The organism is Myroides odoratimimus (genome assembly GCF_038039805.1).
GTDB classification, from domain to species: Bacteria; Bacteroidota; Bacteroidia; order Flavobacteriales; family Flavobacteriaceae; genus Flavobacterium; species Flavobacterium odoratimimum_B.
Genome location: NZ_JBBPHK010000020.1, coordinates 1 through 21,258, shown reverse-complemented (window position 1 = coordinate 21,258; position 21,258 = coordinate 1). Strand labels below are relative to the sequence as shown.

The 21,258-nt window shown below is 28.4% G+C and carries 21 protein-coding genes; 8 read left to right on the top strand and 13 right to left on the bottom strand.

Annotation, left to right across the window (positions count from 1 at the left end):
• Nucleotides 1-10 precede the first annotated feature (10 nt).
• Genes AABL85_RS13800 through AABL85_RS13790 form a run of 3 tightly spaced genes read left to right on the top strand, consistent with a single transcriptional unit; the run spans nucleotide 11 to nucleotide 4,742 of the window.
• Nucleotides 11-1,390 (top strand): RagB/SusD family nutrient uptake outer membrane protein, encoded by a 1,380-nt coding sequence (locus AABL85_RS13800; RefSeq protein ID WP_341310486.1) that lies wholly within the window; start codon nucleotides 11-13, stop codon nucleotides 1,388-1,390.
• A gap of 18 nt (nucleotides 1,391-1,408) precedes the next feature.
• Complete coding sequence (locus AABL85_RS13795; RefSeq protein ID WP_341310485.1) at nucleotides 1,409-2,182, top strand: hypothetical protein; 774 nt, start codon at nucleotides 1,409-1,411, stop codon at nucleotides 2,180-2,182.
• 4 nt (nucleotides 2,183-2,186) lie between these two features.
• The gene (locus AABL85_RS13790; protein WP_341310484.1) at nucleotides 2,187-4,742 is read left to right on the top strand and encodes a S9 family peptidase; all 2,556 of its coding nucleotides are present in this window, start codon (nucleotides 2,187-2,189) and stop codon (nucleotides 4,740-4,742) included.
• Between the two features lie 66 nt (nucleotides 4,743-4,808).
• On the opposite strand, the gene AABL85_RS13785 is transcribed toward AABL85_RS13790, so the two are convergent.
• Both AABL85_RS13785 and AABL85_RS13780 read right to left on the bottom strand, forming a co-directional pair.
• Nucleotides 4,809-5,150: a hypothetical protein gene (locus AABL85_RS13785; RefSeq protein WP_341310483.1), complete on the bottom strand. Its 342-nt coding sequence runs from the start codon at nucleotides 5,148-5,150 to the stop codon at nucleotides 4,809-4,811.
• A 775-nt stretch (nucleotides 5,151-5,925) separates the two neighbouring features.
• The gene (locus AABL85_RS13780) at nucleotides 5,926-6,753 is read right to left on the bottom strand and encodes an AraC family transcriptional regulator (protein WP_341310482.1); all 828 of its coding nucleotides are present in this window, start codon (nucleotides 6,751-6,753) and stop codon (nucleotides 5,926-5,928) included.
• A gap of 245 nt (nucleotides 6,754-6,998) precedes the next feature.
• Between AABL85_RS13780 and AABL85_RS13775 the strand changes: the two genes are divergently transcribed.
• Nucleotides 6,999-7,844, top strand: a complete 846-nt coding sequence (locus AABL85_RS13775; RefSeq protein ID WP_423212985.1) for an RteC domain-containing protein — start codon at nucleotides 6,999-7,001, stop codon at nucleotides 7,842-7,844.
• Between the two features lie 796 nt (nucleotides 7,845-8,640).
• Here the strand turns inward: AABL85_RS13775 and AABL85_RS13770 are convergent.
• The 3 genes from AABL85_RS13770 to AABL85_RS13760 all read right to left on the bottom strand — a co-directional run bounded on the left by AABL85_RS13770 (nucleotide 8,641) and on the right by AABL85_RS13760 (nucleotide 12,069).
• The gene (locus AABL85_RS13770) at nucleotides 8,641-10,137 is read right to left on the bottom strand and encodes an acyl-CoA dehydrogenase family protein (RefSeq protein ID WP_341310480.1); all 1,497 of its coding nucleotides are present in this window, start codon (nucleotides 10,135-10,137) and stop codon (nucleotides 8,641-8,643) included.
• A gap of 552 nt (nucleotides 10,138-10,689) precedes the next feature.
• Nucleotides 10,690-11,250: a helix-turn-helix domain-containing protein gene (locus tag AABL85_RS13765; RefSeq protein ID WP_016649218.1), complete on the bottom strand. Its 561-nt coding sequence runs from the start codon at nucleotides 11,248-11,250 to the stop codon at nucleotides 10,690-10,692.
• 594 nt (nucleotides 11,251-11,844) lie between these two features.
• Complete coding sequence (locus AABL85_RS13760; protein WP_341310479.1) at nucleotides 11,845-12,069, bottom strand: hypothetical protein; 225 nt, start codon at nucleotides 12,067-12,069, stop codon at nucleotides 11,845-11,847.
• Between the two features lie 249 nt (nucleotides 12,070-12,318).
• Here AABL85_RS13760 and AABL85_RS13755 point away from each other — a divergent pair, with 249 nt between their 5' ends.
• Together AABL85_RS13755 and AABL85_RS17425 are read left to right on the top strand one after the other, a co-directional pair.
• Nucleotides 12,319-13,245, top strand: coding sequence for a beta-1,6-N-acetylglucosaminyltransferase (locus AABL85_RS13755; RefSeq protein WP_341310478.1), 927 nt, complete (start codon nucleotides 12,319-12,321; stop codon nucleotides 13,243-13,245).
• A 154-nt stretch (nucleotides 13,246-13,399) separates the two neighbouring features.
• Nucleotides 13,400-13,666, top strand: coding sequence for an ATP-binding protein (locus AABL85_RS17425; RefSeq protein WP_425355298.1), 267 nt, complete (start codon nucleotides 13,400-13,402; stop codon nucleotides 13,664-13,666).
• A gap of 145 nt (nucleotides 13,667-13,811) precedes the next feature.
• On the opposite strand, the gene AABL85_RS13750 is transcribed toward AABL85_RS17425, so the two are convergent.
• Nucleotides 13,812-13,997 (bottom strand): hypothetical protein, encoded by a 186-nt coding sequence (locus AABL85_RS13750; protein WP_341310477.1) that lies wholly within the window; start codon nucleotides 13,995-13,997, stop codon nucleotides 13,812-13,814.
• A 36-nt stretch (nucleotides 13,998-14,033) separates the two neighbouring features.
• Nucleotides 14,034-14,390, bottom strand: coding sequence for a hypothetical protein (locus tag AABL85_RS13745; protein WP_341310476.1), 357 nt, complete (start codon nucleotides 14,388-14,390; stop codon nucleotides 14,034-14,036).
• A gap of 887 nt (nucleotides 14,391-15,277) precedes the next feature.
• On the opposite strand from AABL85_RS13745, the gene AABL85_RS13740 reads away from it, so the two are divergent.
• Nucleotides 15,278-15,415, top strand: a complete 138-nt coding sequence (locus AABL85_RS13740) for a hypothetical protein (protein WP_162264448.1) — start codon at nucleotides 15,278-15,280, stop codon at nucleotides 15,413-15,415.
• Nucleotides 15,416-15,508: 93 nt separating this feature from the next.
• Nucleotides 15,509-15,694 carry a cold shock domain-containing protein gene (locus AABL85_RS13735; RefSeq protein ID WP_341310475.1) on the top strand — a complete coding sequence of 62 codons (186 nt, stop codon included), beginning with the start codon at nucleotides 15,509-15,511 and terminating at the stop codon, nucleotides 15,692-15,694.
• Between the two features lie 275 nt (nucleotides 15,695-15,969).
• On the opposite strand, the gene AABL85_RS13730 is transcribed toward AABL85_RS13735, so the two are convergent.
• The 6 genes from AABL85_RS13730 to AABL85_RS13705 form a co-directional block, all read right to left on the bottom strand.
• Nucleotides 15,970-16,788: a hypothetical protein gene (locus AABL85_RS13730; RefSeq protein WP_341310474.1), complete on the bottom strand. Its 819-nt coding sequence runs from the start codon at nucleotides 16,786-16,788 to the stop codon at nucleotides 15,970-15,972.
• A 1-nt stretch (nucleotide 16,789) separates the two neighbouring features.
• Nucleotides 16,790-17,389 (bottom strand): hypothetical protein, encoded by a 600-nt coding sequence (locus AABL85_RS13725; RefSeq protein WP_341310473.1) that lies wholly within the window; start codon nucleotides 17,387-17,389, stop codon nucleotides 16,790-16,792.
• 282 nt (nucleotides 17,390-17,671) lie between these two features.
• Nucleotides 17,672-18,280: a hypothetical protein gene (locus AABL85_RS13720; protein WP_341310472.1), complete on the bottom strand. Its 609-nt coding sequence runs from the start codon at nucleotides 18,278-18,280 to the stop codon at nucleotides 17,672-17,674.
• Nucleotides 18,281-18,307: 27 nt separating this feature from the next.
• A complete protein-coding gene (locus AABL85_RS13715) occupies nucleotides 18,308-19,207 on the bottom strand; it encodes a PorP/SprF family type IX secretion system membrane protein (RefSeq protein WP_423212987.1) in 900 nt (299 codons plus the stop codon).
• Nucleotides 19,208-19,250: 43 nt separating this feature from the next.
• A complete protein-coding gene (locus tag AABL85_RS13710; protein ID WP_341310470.1) occupies nucleotides 19,251-20,522 on the bottom strand; it encodes a gliding motility-associated C-terminal domain-containing protein in 1,272 nt (423 codons plus the stop codon).
• Nucleotides 20,523-20,530: 8 nt separating this feature from the next.
• Nucleotides 20,531-21,258: hypothetical protein (locus tag AABL85_RS13705; RefSeq protein WP_341310469.1), on the bottom strand; the 728-nt coding region annotated here is incomplete at its 5' end.

The following is a 21,258-nucleotide window of genomic DNA, read 5'->3' as shown; positions in this document are numbered from 1 at the left end:
TCTAAAAATCATGAAAAACATTACCTATACATATAAAATAACAATCTCCTTTATTTTTGTAGGCCTACTTTTTACTTCTTGTACTAATCAAATAGAAGTAGATATGCCAAATGATAAAATAGAGCATTCGGAAATCTATAAAGATATAGCAACAACTAAATCAGCACTAAATGGGCTTTATCTAGATTTATCTTACTCCTCTATTTTTAATAAGTCAAATACAGGAGTTAGTTTTAACCTTAGTCTTTTTACAGATGAACTAAACTACACAGGTACAGAAACTGCGGCAAAAGACATGTATGAAAACACTATTTTAGATACTCATTCCAGAACAACTGCATGGTGGAATGATTCTTATCAAAAAATATATCCTATTAATGCTTTTATTGAAGGAGTCACCAATTCTACTTTTTTAAAAGCAGAGTTAAAAAAGCCGTTACTAGGAGAAGCTTATGCTCTAAGAGCCTTATATTACCATTACTTAAGTATTCTCTATGGAGATATTCCCTATACGACATCTACAGATTATAACATAAATAAGTCGTTACAAAAGCTTCCTTATCAAGAGATACTTTTAAAAATAGAATCAGATCTTACTCTCGCTATAGAGCTACTAGATTACTCATATAGAGATCCCAATAAATTCTACATAAATAAATCCATTGCACAGGTTTTACTAATTGAAAACTATATTTTACAGAAAAAATATGACAAGGCAGAAAATACTGCCCACTTAATTTTAGAGCAAAAATTATACAGCATAGAAGATAATCTAGCTAGAACATTTAAAAAAGATGCAAAAAGTACAATTTGGCAAATTGCACCAAGATTTGCCTCTGATATAACATCAGAAGCATCACTCTATCTTTTTTCTAATTTCACAAACAATAGCTCTACCATGAGTAACCACTTACTAAGTCTTTTTGATAGTAGTGATAAACGAAAACAACAGTGGTTAAAAAAGATAAATATTAATAATCAAGAGTTCTATCAAGTATACAAATACAAAAATCAACAAAACAATACAGATGAGTTTTCAATTTTCTATAGAATCGAGCAAGTATACTTTCAGTTAGCCTACAGCCAATTTAGACAAGAAAACACAAAACAAGCCATAGAAACGCTAAACATTGTAAGAGAAAAAAGAGGCTTAGAGAACCTACCTTATACCTTAAGTAGTCAAGAATTTATAACAAATTACTTAGAAGAAAGCAGTAAAGAATTCTTTACAGAAAATGCTAGACGCTTTATTGATTTAAAAATAACTGATCTACTTGAAGATTTAAAACTCATAAAACCAAACTTTAAACCTCACCACAACTTATTTCCTATCCCTTATAAACAATTACAAATAAACAAAAACTTACTTCCTAATAATCCAGGATACTAACCTTTAAAACATACAAAAATGAGAACAAAAGTAATATTGATAATTACATGTGTTGTTAATCTATTTATTTTCTTGTCTTGCCAAGACAAACAATTAAATACCAAAGAACAACCACAAACAAACTCTTGTCTTGAAAATCTTGATGGTAGCATTACTATACAGGGGCAAATTACAGTTAAAAACACAGATAATGCTCCTTTGGGTGTTACAACTGTAAACATTAAAAATAAATGGGCTTTTTCAAAAGATATAACAAAATTCCTAAAAGAAGAGTCACCGAGAAAAAAAATAGCTTATGGCCAGAACAAAATGGCATTTGTAAATAAACAAGGATACTACAAAATAACCATTGATAAAAATGATACCCTAGCTCTTATACCTGATAAATTCTTATACAAACAGCCAAAACACATTACTGGTCTTACTCAAAATCAAATAATTAACATAGAACTAGAGCCTTTACCTCAACAAATAATTCAAGATTTTGAAAAAAAGAATCCTTCCGCATATCAAACTTACTATAACTTTTTAAATACTGTTAATCAAGATAATCTAATAACTGTATCAGGAATAGTAAACAAGAAAAAAACAAAGACTCCTTTGGAAAACATATACATAGTTAATAGTTTTTTATATAACACTGAAGGAGCAAGCTCTTTTCATTTTACTGATAAATATGGTCAATTCTCTTTAAAATCACCCAAAAATAGTCAGATCCTTATAACTGATGGACATTCTAATCATATTGACTTTACAGCTAAAAATGATACAATTATTAACCTTTACCTATAAAATAATGAAAATAAAATTAAAAATATTAGTACTTCTTACTCTTTGCCTTTATTCTTTTCAAAAGACAATCTCTCAAGAAACGGACAAAAATGTTTTTTTTAATGATCCTACATGGAGTAGTTTGTCCCCTGCTGCTTTATCTCCTGATGGTCAGTGGGCTGTTGTGGGAAAACGATACAACAAAAATCCGAGACCTAATAAAACATACTTTGTAAATACAACAACAAAAGAAAAAAAAGATTTTACACATTTTTCAAATTTTTATAAATCATTTTTAAACAAAGGAATAGTTGTTGGAAACATCAAAAAAGACCTTGCTATTTTTTCTTTAAACCACAATGATTCATTACTAATTAAAGAGGTAGCAAAGTTTGATACAAGTCTTGAATTAAATCTATTATTTACCTTAAAAAATAACAGTGAATTTACCATCACTAAACTTAATGAGAATCTAAAGAAAATTAAAACTGAACTATCACTTCAAGCAGTAGACAAATATTACTTATCGCCTAATTCAAATAAACTTGTTGTGATAACCAAACAGAAAGAATTAATACAGATAAATCTAAAAGATTTTACACTAAATAAAATTATTGATTTAAAAGACAATATAAAGACATTAAAATGGAATATTAATCAAGATGGCTTTGTTATACACATTGACAATAAACTCCATGTAATAGATCTTAACTCTAATAAAACTGGAGTTATAGATATTACTGAAGATAAAGATATTGAAAACTTGAAATTAAGCTTCTTTTTAAATAATGATCTTTTTGTTTCCTACCAGTTCAATTCTGATAAGATTATACCAGAGAGTGAATACTTAGATATATGGCAAGGAAATTCTAGACAATTATTACCTAGCACTTTTAAAACAAAGTATAAAAAAATCTATAAAGCCTTTGTTTATAAAAACAAACAAGACACTATCACATCACTTGAAAGAAAAATTGATAAAGACTATTTAAATATTGGTATTCCTGGTTATCTATTATCTTATAATTATTTTAAAAATATAGACTTTGATACTTACTTCCCTCCTATAGAATATTCATTATACGATATAGATAAACAAAAAAATGTAACGTCATTATCGATGACCTCTCAATCTCCTTTTTATCCATCTATTGATGGAAAACACATTCTATATCCAGTTAACTATACTAAAGATAAATGGGAAGTATTAAATATAAAAACATTAGAAAAACATTCCTTTGATGCAGATAATCTAACCAAAGGTTTTTCTCCTGTTTGGTCACAAGATTCAAAAAACATCTTTTATACTTATAATGGCAATCTACATTCTTATAATTTAGAAAACAGAAAAACTATACACCTAACTCAATTTAAAAAAACAGACAAAGTACATATTGGTAGACTAATAAACAAAGAGTCAATACCATCATATGCTTCTTATGTAGATACTAACAAGCCTTTTTATTTTATAGCTACACAACAAAACAACAAAACTATATATATGTTTGATAAACAAAAAATAAAATCAATTTATAGAACTAGAACCAATTTATCACTTACACCAACATCAAATAAGACATTTAGTAATGATTATAAAACTGTACTTTTTACAATAGAAGATTATAATTTACCAATGAAGATATTAAGCATTCAAAATAAAAAAGTAAGTACACTAATTGAATCTGATATTAATAAAGATCTGTATAAATGGCGAAAAAGAATTGATTTCACTTTCACAGATAAATTTAATAAAGAGCTACATGGATACCTTTTCTATCCTAAAAACTATGATCCTACAAAGAAATATCCAATGATAGTTCAAGTATATGATCTAAAATTAGTATCTGATCCAGATGTATTTTCAATTCCTGTACATATTGATTCTGATTCTGGTTTTAATAGTTCATTACTAACCGAAAATGAGTATTTCGTTCTAAGTGCACAGACGTATGTAACTGAAGAAGGACCAGGAGTTAGCGCTGTTGACTGCGTTACTAATGCTGTTAACAAATCCCTAGAAATTGAACCAAGTATAGATATCGATAATTTAGGGCTAATAGGTCACTCATTCGGAGGTTATAAATCCTCATCTGTATCTGTTCTTACTGATATCTTTAAAGCATCTGTATCTGGAGCTGGTGTTCATGATTTTATAGGTGGGATGATGTTTAGATACAGTTATTATAGAAGAATGCCTGATTGGTTTATGGCTGAGAAATCTCAATCTAATATGATGGTTAAATTCTCTGAAAATCCTGAAAAATATTACAACAATAGCCCTATACTAAACGCCTATAAAACCAAAACTGCTATGCTTCTTTTTACAGGATTGCAAGATGATAATGTTGACTGGGAAAATACTAGAAAAATGTTTATAGCCCTTAAAAGAGAACAAAAACCCGTTATAGCACTTTTCTACAAAAATGTTAATCATGGTTTTAGTCTATCAACTCCTATGGAGAAAAATGATATAAGTATAAAAGTATTAGACTGGTTTGATTATCATTTAAAAAACAAGAAAAACATCCCATGGATAAAAAAGGGGCTTGATTATAATAAATATTCGATAAGTACCTACTAGACAGATAAAAAGAGGGGGATCTTTAGTTCCCCCTTTTACCGTTTTAAATATTAATTTTGTAAACTCTTATAATTTATAAAGAGGTAAATATACATTAGGTGCTACTTCTCCCCATAAATCATAATCTATACCATCTATCTTAATTGTACATCTTTCAACAAATTCAGTTGGAGTACAATCACCTTCTTCAACTGTACCTACTTTAGTAAAGACATACTCTTCTGTTATAGGGTCTAAAGTTCTAATATAAATATCTCCACTAAAAGGATCATCTGCTTTTAAATCCGTTACAGATTCTGTGTTAACAGCATTATCTGTTTTTTCACTAGCATTTATAGTAAATGCACCTACTGTTAGCATTGCAAAAACGGCCAATGGCATTAGTAGGTTTTTAATTAGTGTTTTCATAATAATAAATGTTTTTAGTTACAACAACTAGCCTTTTGCTAGTTGATTTAAAATATAATCTCATTTTTAAGGTTAACAAACAAAAATCTTCTACTTAGTTGATTTACTTTAGCTTTTTAAATCAATCCACCACTTTTATAAAAAACTCGCGAGGTATTTATAATAAAACAGTCTATAAATAATACTAGAATTCTAAAGGCAAAACACTTTAATGTAGTTACTGTGCTATTTTTATCTACTAAATTGATTTACAAAGCTCTATCATTTATATAGATAGACTTGTGTATAAAAGGGACAAAAGTGTCTGTATAAAGGACAATTTTATGATAAAAAAGGACAAATAGGTTTACTTTGAAAAGATTTGAAACCAAAAACAAGTAAAACAATATTATTTTAAGTAGCCTCTTAAAAATAATTTTATGCAAAAGATCTAGCTATATTTTTTTAGCCAAATACAAAAAATAAAGGTTAAGACTTATTACCAAGGGCCATTATTTGTGGCTCAATCTCACTCATTAATACTTTACTCTTTTCTTTTAAAATAAAAAGAGATACTTCTTTTTACAGGACTTACTCGATACCCCTTTAAAATAAGTTTATCCAATAATATATCAAGGTAACTCTTCTGTAAAAACATGTATACTATCCTTGTTTGGTATTCTCTTCCAGACTTGAAATCAACTTATTATAATACTGCTATAAAGCCTTCTTTAGCAATAATATTTACAGCTTAGCTTGTTATTGTATAACAAATCTCTTACTCTAAGATCATATCTTAAAGGTTGCGATAATGTAAAGGTTGATACTTTTGATCTTTATTAAAAGCTCTTAAATAACCTCTGTAACTTTCATATCCACATTTGTAGGCAATCTCTGATACAGAATAAGAAGAGAACATTAAAAGAAGCAACGACTCAATGAGTCTGTTTTGAATATGATAATCATAAAAGGAAGTACCTAAATATTTTTTAAAATTGCGCTGAAAGGTTCTAGTGTGCATATTTATTTCTTGGGTATACCACTTTAAACTAATACTAGGGTCTTCTTGTTTTAATAAACAATAATCCTGATAGTATTTTTTATACAAAATCCTTTTCTGTTTGCTAATTACAATGTTCCCTGAAGTAATTGGTTTAATCTTAATTCTTATTCCCCAGATATAAAATACCTGATTCACTGAAGATATATTGATGCTAAAACCTGATAACAAAACGGCATTTGAATTTTTAACAATTACCTGGTTTATCACTTTTTTAGAGCTCAACACATCATAAGGTGTAGTATTTTCTAACCAATCAATAATTTCGGAGTTTTCTAGTCCAAATAACTTATCGCTTTTTATCATCCCTGAGATGTCCCACTTTGCACTTTGCTTTTTAATAACAACAAAAGATTTTACATTAGGATTTTGATATAATTTAAGATTTAATCCATAATACTTTTTTAGACACACAAAATAAAGCAGCTTATCAAAAACAAAACAAGCATGCTGTAATACTCCATGGTCTAAATCATTAACTGTTTTATCATTTAACCCCTCTAAAAACAAAGAGAAACACTGCTTTAATACACCGCTAAAATCTTTAATTAAATCTAATCTCATTACCTAAATAAGCTTTACAGAATAACAAGAAAATCCTAAGAGACTTTTGTTATAATATCACACAAAATCATAATTCATTGTTTTACAAAACATTACAAATTAAGACTTATTACCTTAAAAATCACAATAAGTAAACATTTTAACACATACACCACTTAAAATCAGTAATTTACAACCTTAAATAATAAAACAACTTTATAGTAATTTATTTCTTACCCCTTAGATTAACCAATAATAAATAAATTATGATACAACTCAACAGCAAAACCACTCAAGACTTAATCTTAAAAGAAGAGTCAAAGTTAACTCTAGATCCAAGTCAAATTATTAAAGAGGCTAAATACATGACCACATACCTTAGCCGTATTTTACAAAAGCAAAAACAAATGATTATAACCCATGGGTTTTCAAATCAAGAAGAAGAGATCTATTTCTTTAAGATTCTTAAACCCAAGATTCTCTCCAAGTTAATGTATTATAACAAAATATATAAAATAGAAACTCACTCTCCCAATACTGCAAGCAAAACTCAAAAACAATACTACTTAAAAAAAATAAAACAAGTTTCATCTGAATATAAGCTATACTATACTAGTTCCGAGTTCTACAAATACTACAAAAGCCACAGAACAGATAAAGATATAGAATATTACACAAGAGGTAATATCAATGTTTTAAAAGGAGTAAACAGCTTTGCATTTGAAATAGATCTTCAATTCTCAACATATTATGATTATAAACTCTCTCGTATTTTATCAAGTAAGCTGCTTTATGAGTATCTAAGTATAAGATTAAATCAAATAGAATCTCCTAGATTTTCTAAAAGCATAACCATAAACAATGCCTTATCTTGGTCTGATTCCTCAGCAGCACTAATAGAACTTATATACGCTTTATATGCTAGTAGAGCTATTAATCAAGGAGAACTAGAAATAAGAAAAATAGCCTATCTATTTCAGAACTACTTTAATATTAACCTGAATGATATTCATCATACCTTTCACCGGATGAAAACAAGAAATTACTCAAGAACAATGTTTTTAGATAAATTAAAACAATCACTTGAGGATTATATGGATAAGGACTACTAGTATAGGAATTAAAAATAAAGCCAAAAAAGACCACTTACATATAGACTTAGCCTACAGTGGTCTTTTTCATTTTAAAAGAAAATCTTTACATCATAATAAATAAACTAAATGTCTCAATATGCTAGTGGCTAAAACCATAAAATAAGACACTGATTTTAAAAACTTTAATTATAAATAAACAAAAACAGAACTAGAATATTTTACAATTGAAAATACCCGTCTTTATCTTATCAATACTAGTGATATTGATTTAGCTATAGCCTCTAAAAAGGGCAAGGTACACCTATTGTATTTATAAACGATTCATGGGGTGATCATAATTCTTGGCTTGTAGTGGCAGAAGAGTTAATTGCATCAAGATCAGTCTTGAACCCCACACTAATTGAAAGTCTACTGTACATATAAAATGCTCAGCACATCTTATAGTTACTGCAATTTTCTGCACACTAGGCAAATGCAGTGGATATTTTAGAGAAATACACTAACCTTACTTTTTGTAGAACAACAATAAATAAGCACATTAAACGAATCCTAGATAGTCCAAGTTTTTCTTTAAAATTAGCTTTCATAATTGTTAGAAACTCTGTGCTTTATACTCTAGATTGTTTTTATTTTTAAAGACATTATGCAAGTAACAAATATTTAACACACTAAATACTAATATCTCGACAAAACATAAATTATTTTAAATAATTTACACATTTTATTTATCAAGTTTTTTCTTTATTTTAAGTTTCTTAAATTATGTAGTAAACCATTGCAATTATTCAATATTTAAACTTGATTTTAATTTTTGTTAAAAAGTAGTCCAATCTGAATTGATCTCATAATCTAAAATGGGATTTACATCATTTTGTACATTAAATTGACCATAGAAAGAAGCTAAATCTAAAAGAAGGCTTTGACGTGTAATTTCTATAAGTTGCATATTAAACCCCTCTAGCATCAAGACAAATTGAAAGCTTATAACTCGAGCTATCATTTTACCTATAAGTATTAAATCTCGTTGTTTTAATGTATTATCAACACTTAAATCTAATTGAGATATAAAATATTCAGCACTCAAACTCGTGCGTTCATAAGACTTTAAAAAATCATATAGATTCGTTTCTTTAGCTTTTCTCATCAATTTTATTATCCCCTCCGCAATTTGGGTATACAGCATTTCGTTTGATCCTTCAAAAATTTGGAAAGGTCTACAATCAACTAAAGATCTTCCGGCAATATGGTCTAATCGATATCCATTAGCTCCGGCTAATTGTAAACTAATTTGAGCTGATTCTTGCATTAAATCTGTGACTAATGCTTTTAGTACATTAGCCTCAATACTCATCAAAGCTACATTTTTGTCAATTCCGCTTGCATTAACGCTAAAAAGGCACATACCAGAACATAACGTGTAAGCGGCTTGGATTTTTGCAATTTGATTTTTAACCGAATCAATAATCAACAAAGGTTTGCCCCCTATCTGTCTTTCTTGGCAATGTGCTAAAGACTCATCTAAAAGCCTTTTAATAAAACCTAATCCCATACCTGGGAATTGCAGCCTGCTTCGATGAAGTGTATCAAGCATTAATTTAATACCTGTTGTTTCATTAAGTAATTTTTGCTCCTTAGGAACAACTATATCAACTTCATTAATACCATAAGCAATAGCATATAAACCCAAGTTATTATAACGGTGAACCATAGGAATATGTTGATGTTCTTTGTTATTTTCAGAAACAAAAAAATCAATATCTCTTGCTAATTCTCCATTTAGCTTACTCTCTCTAGCCGCTACAATCCAAAAATCAGCCACACCACTTAGACCCTGCCAATGTTTTTGTCCTTTAATATAAAACATCTCTTGCTTTTGCTCAAAAGCTGTTTTCATATTCAAAGCGTCGCTTCCGTGTGCTTTTTCTGTAATCATTAATCCCCCCATTGCTTTGTTTTCTATAAACTCTTTAAACACCTTTTGCTGAACACTAACCTGTCCGTATTTAGCTAAAGGTTCCAAAAAAAGAGCGATATTTATCCCAAAGATCAACGAAAGAGGTAAAGATTCATAGGAAGCTACTGAGAGAATTTGCAGGCATTCCTTTACTTTTACCCCCCTACCTCCATAGACCTTAGGAATAGCTACAGATAAGGGGTTTAGATCCATAATTTCATCCACTAATTCAACAGGAAAATCACGAGTAAGTCCCATAGCATTATAATTATACTTTTCTCGAAACAGATATTTCAATTGCTTCTTAAATTCTTCAATATAAATACTAAAATCAATATTTTCTACTAATGCGTTCATCTTTATTATCTTTTACAAATTAAAACTTATTGATTGTCAAAGAGTTTATAATCATGGTATAGGAAATTTTTTTGCTAGAATTTAATTTTATCAATAATCAAAAAACCACCTGATCACAACAAATATCAAGTGGTTTTTAAAGAAGTAACAAGTTAATAATTATGTTTTATTTATTATGGCTAAGAATTAATAGTATTAAAATTTGATATTCTGTTTACTTCTCCTTAAAGGCTAGTACATATTTTTTTACCAGTTTTACTGATTGCTTTTTCTGTACAAGCTTGTGCCTTAGTATTACATTCTACAACTTTTCAACCAATCTATCCTCATAATGTCTCGCAGCATCTAAATGATATCTTACAGCTGATTCTAAATGACTAGCTACTTCACGATAATTCGTGATTTCATTTTGTGAACTACTAGTTAAAGCTTTATTTTTTTATCTTTCTTGTCAATATCTCCTTTTTGTATTATAGTTTAATTACTAGAACACAAAAATATAAATTACTGATGATAAAATAATTACATAATAATCATTATCTATTATATCATTCACACATCTTCGCGATTTATCCTTTTTTTATCTTTAAGCTTTTTAAAAAAAGTTGGAGTCAACCCCATAACTTTTTTAAATTGAGCAGATAAATGTGCTACACTACTATAGTTAAGCTTATAGGCAATCTCAGATAGATTCAATTCATCGTAAATCAGGAGTTCTTTTACTCGTTCAATTTTGTGAACAATACCAAATTGTTCTATTGTAGTACCTGTAGACTCAGAAAATATATTAGCCAGATAAGTATAATCATAATTTAGCTGTTTACTTATGTAATCTGATTTTTTTATTTTTAAAACATCTATATCACCATAGACCATTTCGATTACTACTTTTTTAATTTTCTCAATCAAAATAGCTCGTTTACTCTCTATGAGTTCTAATCCTGTGTGAAGTAAAGCCTTTTTTAATTGCATAAACTCTTCATTGGTAAGTTCTTGTTTTAATTCAACTTCACCAAGATCTACACTACCATAAATGATTCCGAGTTTATCTAATACCATCTTCACTATCATCTTACAGCGAAAACTCACCATGTATTTTATGAAAATCTTCATACTTAAGAACTTTTATCTAAAGGTAACCTAAAGAATTGATTATCTGATGGTAATAGTTAAAAAAAACGAATTAACATATAAACTATACAAACAAAGAGGAAGATCTATATAAATCTTCCTCTTCTAACAAAACCCTATTTAGTTAAATCTTACAGCGGAGATTCTCCAAAAAAAATTGATCAAAAAAAGGTAAGCATATCAAAAAAAACTTTTATCGTTCAATACCAATGCCTGTTTTTCTTACCCTGATTCTATATAACATTCAATAAAATAACCTTGGAGCAACCCCAAGAGGTATTGTGAGAACAGAGTAAGTTGTACAGTATATACTTTCTGATAATCTTTATCTAACTTACCTTGGCTTTCTATATACTCTCATATCACTTCTTTATTCCCATACAAGCCTATTGTATTTTGCATAAAAACCACTTGTCCATAAATGACCTCCCCATAATAATTGATTTATTTCTGGGTGAAGACGGAACAATATACTTTGCATAATTCAAATTTTAACTGAGATAAACATAATTTAAAAAATAAAGTGCACCCTAAAGTGCACTAATAGTTAAATTAAAGCGCTTTTATAAAAAAAAGTTACACTTTACTCTGTTTTTCATATTTATTGATTAAATCAATCACTTCTGAGCGTTTTTTATTAATTTTCTTCTCAAGACGATTTAATAAATCATTCTCCTTTCCCACTTCATATTTCAAATCAACGTCTGTCAATTGCGAAAATTGCTCTTTTAACTTTTTTGACGATTCATCCCAATTTGAAATTCTAAGTACTTCCAATCTTTTATTATTATTATTATTCATAATAAAGAATTTTATTATAGCTTAATTACTATTTAGTAAATGTAGAGTTTTTAAGCTTTTAAGATTTATATAATAAAAAATAATGTTTATATAATACAGTTATTTTTCATATTCTATCACTTAATTTTTTTACAATAAAATTTACCTGAATATAATCACTATATTGCATATGTTATTTATAATTAAGATTTTACATCTTATATAAATGATACAATTCTAAATTATTGAAAACAATATCAGATATAACCAATGGCAACTAACCAAGATAAAAATTATCCCGAATTGAAATTTGAAACTAAAAATAATACAGTAAATAAATTAATTACCGTAGCTTATTTTATTACCATAAAATACAATCCAGATCATTTTTTAACTATGTTTAAAAAATTATACAACAAAGATCAATTGTATCTTATTTATATCGATCATACTTGTTCTATAGAGGTAAAAAACATGATTCAAACCTACATAGTCCACTTATCAAATGTATACATACTAGATAGTTTCTATCTACAAACAGATAGTCATAATAAATACAAAATTCAATTAAATGCGATGCAATACTTATTAAATGTCAGCGCTAAATGGGACTATTACATTAACTTAACTGATGATCATTACCCCTTAAAATCTCAATACAGAATTTGTGAATACTTAAGTAATAATAAAGAGCATAATTATTTTATCTATTATGATAAAAGTAGGTACGATCTAGATACTTATAATAGTAATAAGTATAACTACAGCGGCTTAATCGCGCTAAAAAAAGCTACTTTTACTGAAAATACAATCATACCCTATATGAGTAATACATGGTTAATACTAACCCGAGATTCATGTGCTTTTCTCTCTTACAGTAAACAAGTTGACCATTATATAGAATTATATTCAAAATCATTATTGCCTTCTAATTCATTCTTTGCTACAATCTTATTAAACTCTGATTACAAACGTATAATAATCAATCATGACCAAAGAATATTATTTTCAAAAAGCGAACCAATTGAATTAATTCTAAAAAAAATAAAATCTAATAATCATTTTTTTTTAAGAAAAATAAATTTAGCTTCTAACCACTTAATAGATAAGTGTATTGAAGATAATTATCAATTACCCTTAATCACTAAAAAAGAAAATAAAAATGTATTAGGGCTAAACTTTAATCAACAAAATTAAAGTAATTTGTAGGGGCTAAGATAAAAAGCTTCTTAGCTTGCACTATATAGGCAGATCGGCTTGTATGCTAGATTAGAAAACCCCTTATTTTAGTATGAGTAAGTTTATTGAAAATTTAGCTCAAACAAGATTAGATAGTACTTACCTTAAATGAATTAAGTACATATCTAATCAACACCTATTAATCCTTGATAATTTTATACTTAGACCTTTAACTCCAGGTGCTAGATTAACACTACTGGATATACTTGAAGATTGCTATGGAAAGAGTTGTACAATAATAACTTCTCAACTAACTATTGAGAATTGGTATAACTTTATTGATAAACCAACTTTAGCAGACGTCATACTTGACAGACTGACTGCTTCTACACATCGATTAACTTTAAAAAGAAAATCTCTAAGAACAAGAAAAATTTAGTAAATCTGATAATATCAGTGAAGTAAAAGATTATTAAGAGGTAGTCTAACTGGTGTACTATGTCGGAATGATGGTGTACTTTCACAGGAATATACAACATTGCCGATTTTCTTTATTTTCATTGAAAGAAATCCATTCAGCAGTACTATTTAACGTTAAACAGAACAAGCTGTGCAATTTTGTCTTTATTTTTAAGCTGTGTCGCATCCACTAAAATAACATCTTTAATCTGGTTGTTTTGACCAAAAGCCAGCAGACAAGTAAACAAAGTAAAAAATAGTATTGATAAATTTTTAAAGCTCTTACTTACAAGCGGTTTTGTTTTTTTCATCTGTGTAATCTTTATTTCTAATTGTTGATTTTTATCTTACTCATTTAAAAATTCAATATACTGACCTTCAAAAGAAAAATGCTCTATCACTCCATTACTTTTCTTGACGATACACTTATTTGAGTTCTCCATTTTTATAATACTGTCTCCAACTGTGGCATAACTTCCAATGATAGTAGTGGGATATACATTGATTAATTTATCATCTTGAATTTTAATTCTTAAAAAGGTATGAGGTAGTTTTTCACGAGGATTAAATTTCTCTACAACTACTCCTTTAAACCCTGTAGTGTAATTGCTTAGCACTTTTTGTTCTTGTTGCAAATTAGTATAATAACCAATAACAAAAAGATTCAACACTATTATAAGTCCTATTATAATTTTATTTTTCATCAAGTGTCTTCTATAATCTATGATTCTACCAAAGTATGCTTTATCGTAAATAAAATAACGCTTTTGGTTTTAAAAAATAATTTGTTTTAGAGAAACACTTTTTCCAAAACCAATTATAACGTTCTTATTGTTTATAGGTAGACTATATTTAGGTAAATAATGAAAAATATTTTTTTATTACAAATAATATACTTACATTTGCCGATGTAAATATGAATAGGCTAATTTTTTTATCAAAATAACAGCTGATTATTTACTTTAGTAGTTCTACACTATATTAAGAATTTATTACTCTTTAAACTTCAGTATAAAATAAATTCTATTATTTAATAGCACTTTTAAAAAAATCATTTTTTTATTTTTTTAAGCAAAATTTCATGTACTCAAAACATGGTTATCTTTTATACAACACCTCTACTGTATCAAAGTAAATAAAAAATAGACATTGTATGATTTTAAATATTTATCCTCTTTTAATAAAAGTAATTGATGATTTAAATAAGTTGTTCTTTTTCAATTTAATCAACATCTTTTAAAGTATCTAAAAAATACTCCTTCTATATAATAGGAATAAAAAAACAACCATTTATTAGGTGTTTTTATGTCTTACAACTTATAAAATACTTAAACCTAACCACTAATATTATTTTTAACAAACATATTAAAAAGTTAGATAGTTAATACTTTATTTATAATATTGAGTTTAGATTGCACAACGCATTTAAGAAGATTATATCTAACTAAAGTAAGTAATACAAATCCAACTAATACAATAAATATTTACACAAAAAGATTCATTTAGTTATACTAAATAGCCAAATTATCTTATTATAAAAAACAAATAGGTTATGAATTCCACAAAGAATTTCAAGCCAATAACAATATATATGAATAGAATAGAAATACAACACCAAGATCATAGAAATGATCTTACCTTAGAAGAAATGATTATATCAAAAAGTATGAATGGATGGATATTACAACTATACCTTCAACTATTTAAAAAAAAGCCTTCTAGTTTATAAATTAAGAGGGGTATAGAATAAATTATCTAAGATAAAATCCCTAGTAAATACTTTATTAGGGACAATTAAAATATTAAACTAATAATTAAGATTATGCAAGAAGGTACAGTAAAATTTTTCAATGAAACAAAAGGATTTGGATTTATAACAAATGGAAATGAAGATATTTTTGTTCACGCTACAGGTTTAGAAGAAGACATTAGACAAGGTGATAATGTAACATATAACATAGAGAAAGGACAAAAAGGTTTCAATGCCATAAATGTAAAAAGAGCATAATATTAGAAGTAATTTTTACATCTAAGTTCGCTTTAAATTTGCAAATATTAGTATTTTTAAACACATCATTAGTAATAATTGATGTGTTTTTTGATTTTAAAAATAATTGGTTTTAGAAAAATACTTTTCCAAAACCAATTATAACCATCTTATTAATAATAAAAATTAATACATAAAACTACAAGTCTAAACTAAAAAGGTAAATACCCTAGAATATCAACATTGAGTTTACCTTAAAATAATCTTCTTGTTTAAAGGCTACATTGTAGCTTAATTTAATAAAGCTTTATAGTAATGATATAATAACCATACTCTGTGTTTTTATCACCAACAGGGCAAACAAACAAATAACTATCTCTTGATACTTGATAATAAGTAACCAAAGATTGCAAGGATCTATTAATAGGGGTGGCTGTTCTTAAAAATGTTTCCAGGTTATCTACCACTAAAGTTTTATTTTGAAACTCTTTATCATGAAGTTTGAAGAATTTTTCAATGCCTTCTAACAATCTACCAACTATAAAAATCCCAGGAACAATTGGATAATTATCAAAGTGACCTTTACAATGCTCTATGGTAAATGCTGGAATATCAATATTAAAATGTGCTGGCTTACCTCCTAAATCAATTTCCACTTCTTGATATACTAGGTCATTTTTAACAGGGATCCTTTGGGTATAAAAACCACTAAAAACTTGCTGAAAAGCATTCTGATTAAAAACCACATATTCTAGTTCAGAAGTATAAACCAATTGTGACTGAGTATCAAAAATATCTAATAATACCTTACCTTTTCGCTCTGAAAAACAAACAGTTCTAGCGCAGTATCTTAACTCTTGATCCCTTATGGTATTACTAATCTTTCTTATTCGAATTTTTTCAGCTAGAAAAAAGGTTTTCTCACAGATCCCCATATCCTGTAGCAATGATATACTAGCTAGTGTTGCGGCAGTTTGTCCTATCTTTTTAAATTCCTTAAACTGATTTTCAGAACTAGTTGTGGTATATTCTACACTGGATTGGTTTATAATTAGTTTATCTAGTTCAAATAGATACGGATAACTCTCCCCTATAAATTCATTTATATTCTTCATGCTATAAACGATTTTGTTTAAATATATAGGTACATGTTATATTTGAATGCTGATCATAAGAACACTGAGGTACCTGAACCTCAATATGATTTAATCCAAGATAATCTTTAATTCCTTCCATAAAAGCAATTAAAGTAGGAAAACTTAGATACTGATCGATTTTATAGAGTTTAGCCGCCCTGTGATAACGATCTGCCCCTTTTAATTCAATAACTGCATAATCTGGAGTATAATCTTTGACTTGAAACTTAAACTCTGGGCTAGAGGTATAAATGGCAGAAATAGCCACTAAGATCAATGATCTACAATCCCTATCCATATCAGGATCCTTATCTAGGGCTTGTTGTGCTTTTACTCTTCCTAGATCATAGAATAATGCTTCTGAATGTACTCTTATTTGATCTACCCCATGTCTTTGCCCGATTAATTGCAATTGCAAGGCATAGAACTGTGAGGTAATATTAGATAAGTTAATGGCTAAATCTGATACAGATCCTGGAAGATACAAATCCACTAGTCTTTCTTTGATTTCTTGTGAAGGATATTGATCACTTCCCCTTAATAAGTTCAATTCTGAAAATAAGGTGTTTTGTTGTTTCATAATACAATTAAATTTTAAAAAATATTTAGTTTAAATTTAACAATAAATATTGTAATAATTATAACTAATTAAAAAAATATTTATTTACAAAACAAAAAAATTATTTGTTTTAAATTGTATATTTAAATATATATATAATTAAATAACCTCCTTTTAGGAGGTTATTTAAGATAAATCACATTATTCTTGTAGTTATTAAAACCCATTAAATAAATTGTATTTTTTATACATTAAAAATATGCAAAAAACACTAAACATTGGTCTGTATAATATTTACGTTTATTATAATTCTTCTATCAAAATATAAGTTCCTACTGTGGAATTGGTAGCTTGCCCTGCCAGATAGTATCCATTGGTTCCTGATTGCCCTCCCCCATATCTAACTTTCAAATTTAAGCGAGCTCCATCTTCATTTGATGTTAAAATCATCACAGGTTGAGTTACTCCGCCATCATCGAAAGTTTCTGTTGAAGATTCCGTATATCCTTTTGTACTAACTAAAGATTTTCCTCCACTAATTATCTGAAATTCACTAGTTATATATCCCGGATTAGATGTCCCTATTCCTGAAGCGTTAGCTCCGCGTACTCCAATAGCTCCTGTTACTCTAAAAACCTTATTTGGAGGAAATATTATTTCTTCTTGATTGCTACTTATCTTGATTTTTTCTTTATTTATTCCCTCTACAGCTCCATCAAACTTTGCGTTATATGTTGTTCCTCCTGTATTTAGTTTCTGTGCATCTTTTTTATTTATAACTAAATAAACTTTACTTTCAATCTCAACGACTTTTTCATCTATTACTAATGGTTTTTTACCTTTTTCAATTTGTTGAGCATAAGTAAAAGATGACAACAACATTAGTGTTCCTAAAATAAATATCTTTTTCATTTCTATATTTTTATATATTATTAATAACTAAAAGAATCGTGGTGCATTAATTGTACTACGACGGTTAAATAATTCAAATCTTAAGAAGATCTCGTGTGAACCTGAATTATAGTGACGAAGCGTTGTAGTATCAAAATCATAAGAATAACCTACAAATAGATTTTCATTGACTTGGAATCCTGCCAAGGCGCTCACTGATGCATCCCAACGATAAGCTGCTCCTAATGTAAACTTGTCATAGAACAAAAAGTTAGCTGTTAAATCGACCTGTAATGGTGCTCCACTTACTGCCTTAACTAAAGCTGCTGGCTTAATTAACAAGTTCTCACTCACATCAAATACATACCCTCCCATTAAGTAAAAGTGCATCTTCTGACGCATAGTCGTGATATCGTTATCATCATAGCGATCTGTAGTCAAGAAGTTCGGAACTGATAACCCTACATATGCTTTATCAGAGTATAAATAAACTCCTGCTCCAATATTAGGATTAAACTTATTATTAATATTCTCTTGACTTACAGGATCTGTAGGGTTGTGGATGTTAAGCTTTGTATAATCAACACTTAATAAATTAGCTGTTCCTTTCAAACCAAAAGCTAATTTGTAATTCTCATTTAAGTCAATAGCATAAGCTAAGTCTACAGAGATATTATTCTCATCCATCGCCCCAATGCGATCATTGATAAAGTTAACTCCTAATCCTAAACCACTTTCTCCAAGAGGTGTTGACACTGATACATTCGCTGTCTTAGGTGCTCCATCTAGTCCTACCCACTGTGTTCTATACATCCCAAACACATTCAGTGTTCCACGACTCCCTGCATAAGCTGGGTTGATCATATTAGTATTATACATATACTGGGTATACTGTGGATCTTGTTGAGCGTAAAGGGAAGGGATTAAGCCTACCCCTAGTAGGCTCATCCCAAGTAATATAATTCTCTTTTTCAATTCCATAATTCTAACTTTAGTCCATTTCTAAATGTAAATACCCTGATTTTTTAATCATACGAGAGCCTTGAGTATCTTTATATTCATAAGTAACTATATAAAAATAGGTTCCTGAAGGTAATTTATCTGACTTCTCCACTGTTACACGTCCATCTGAATAACCTCTAAATACATTATCTGAACTATTATAATTTGACGTCTCATATACCTTAACTCCCCATCGATTGTAAATCTCTACTGTATTGTTAGGATAACGATTAATATTATCAATGATAAAATAATCATTCTTTCCATCTCCATCAGGAGATACTAGGTTATAGATAACTAAATCTCCTTCTAAGAGTAAATCTGTTTTTACCCTTGCTAGAGTAAAATACCCATAACCTTTTAAACCTGAAACTGTTGTTATCTCTTTATTTGATAGATCAACTACTCCTCCTTCATCTACCCAAAGCTGTTGCTTAGCATCCCAACGTACAATGTGTAATTCTTTCTCTGGGTTTGTCAACAATTCTGATGGAGTGGTTCGATCATCCCAACTTAGTGTTAATAATACATTCCCTGAACTAGAGTCTGAGCGTTTTATTTCCCAATACTCTTTTGTATTCAAATCCTCTATAACTCCCGATTTACTAGACTTATCTAAGAAAAAATCTTCCTCTGAATAGACATATCTACTCATATATAAATCTTTTTCACTAGAAGATGCAGATAATTTTGCTGGACGATAATAGCCACTATCCCCAATTGGGTAGATAAAGGAATCCTTACCTTGTTTTTCTACATACCCTTCTACATGGCTTTTATCTGAGGCGCCTATTGATTTAGAATTAGACAAAAAAGTAAACATGCCTTCTTGCTCAGAAACCTTTATGATTCCTGAAATAAAATTGGATTCTCCTTTAACACTAATTTCATTACCAAGTAAAAAACTTTGGTTAGAATTATCAGTTCTAAATTCTACATTATGAAATTCACTAACACTTTGTCCTAAAATTTCTTGTCTTATTAATTCTTTCTTGGGATGAAAATATACTTTTGCCTTTTTTGATAAAGTACCTGGATAAAAAAGATTGTCATTTTTAAAATGATCATAATAATAAACCTCTCCTTTATTTTCGAAATTTCCAGAAATACTATTCTCAAAATTATAACCTATACTTAAGATTCCTCCTTCTAATACAATCAACTCTCCTTGATTGATAAATTTTTCTTCTACAGATTCCTGCCCAAACACAGCAAAGTTCCACAGAGAAAAACAGATTATATATAAATGTATTTTTCTCATGACTTTCTCTATTTTTCGAATAATTGGAATGATAAATCCTCTACACTAAAAGTCATCAACTTAGCGTTCCCTTCTGCAAAATTTCCGTTTTCTGCTCCTTTGTTATACATAAATGTTGATGATTCAACAGAAACTTTTATATCTAATTTATTATTAGTTTCTTGCAACTCTACAGCATCTATTTCAATATCTCTTGTATCTTTTATTAAAATAGGATCTCCCCCCCCTAAAGGCAAAGACAAGTATTCGTTATAAGAAGCTACTACTTGATTATTTATAGATATAGTAACTACAACTTTTGCAGCTGAATTTTTCCTTACTGTAAAGTCATTTATAGTTTCAAATGTAGTCTTTATAATATTTGATAAATGCACATATTTTTTTGTAGACTTTTGAGCATTTGATTTAAAACTAACGCTATAAATTGCAGTATTAAAATCCACACCTGATTTAGGTTTATAACGCCATTCTCCTTCAGAGGTTATATTTTCACCTACTATTTCTCCAAAATTATAAGATTTATTAACTGCTAGACTTTTATTATAACTAGCAATATCACTTAAAGAATAACCATCATTTGTTTTAAAAGTCAACCCTAAACCTGTAATTTCATTTCCTTGTGAATCTATTTCTTTTTCATTATAGTAAGTATAAGATCCATCTTTATTATCCACTAATTTTGTTACTGTCTCATTGGCCTTAACTAGTTTATCTAGGTCGATTGTCTGATCATTGC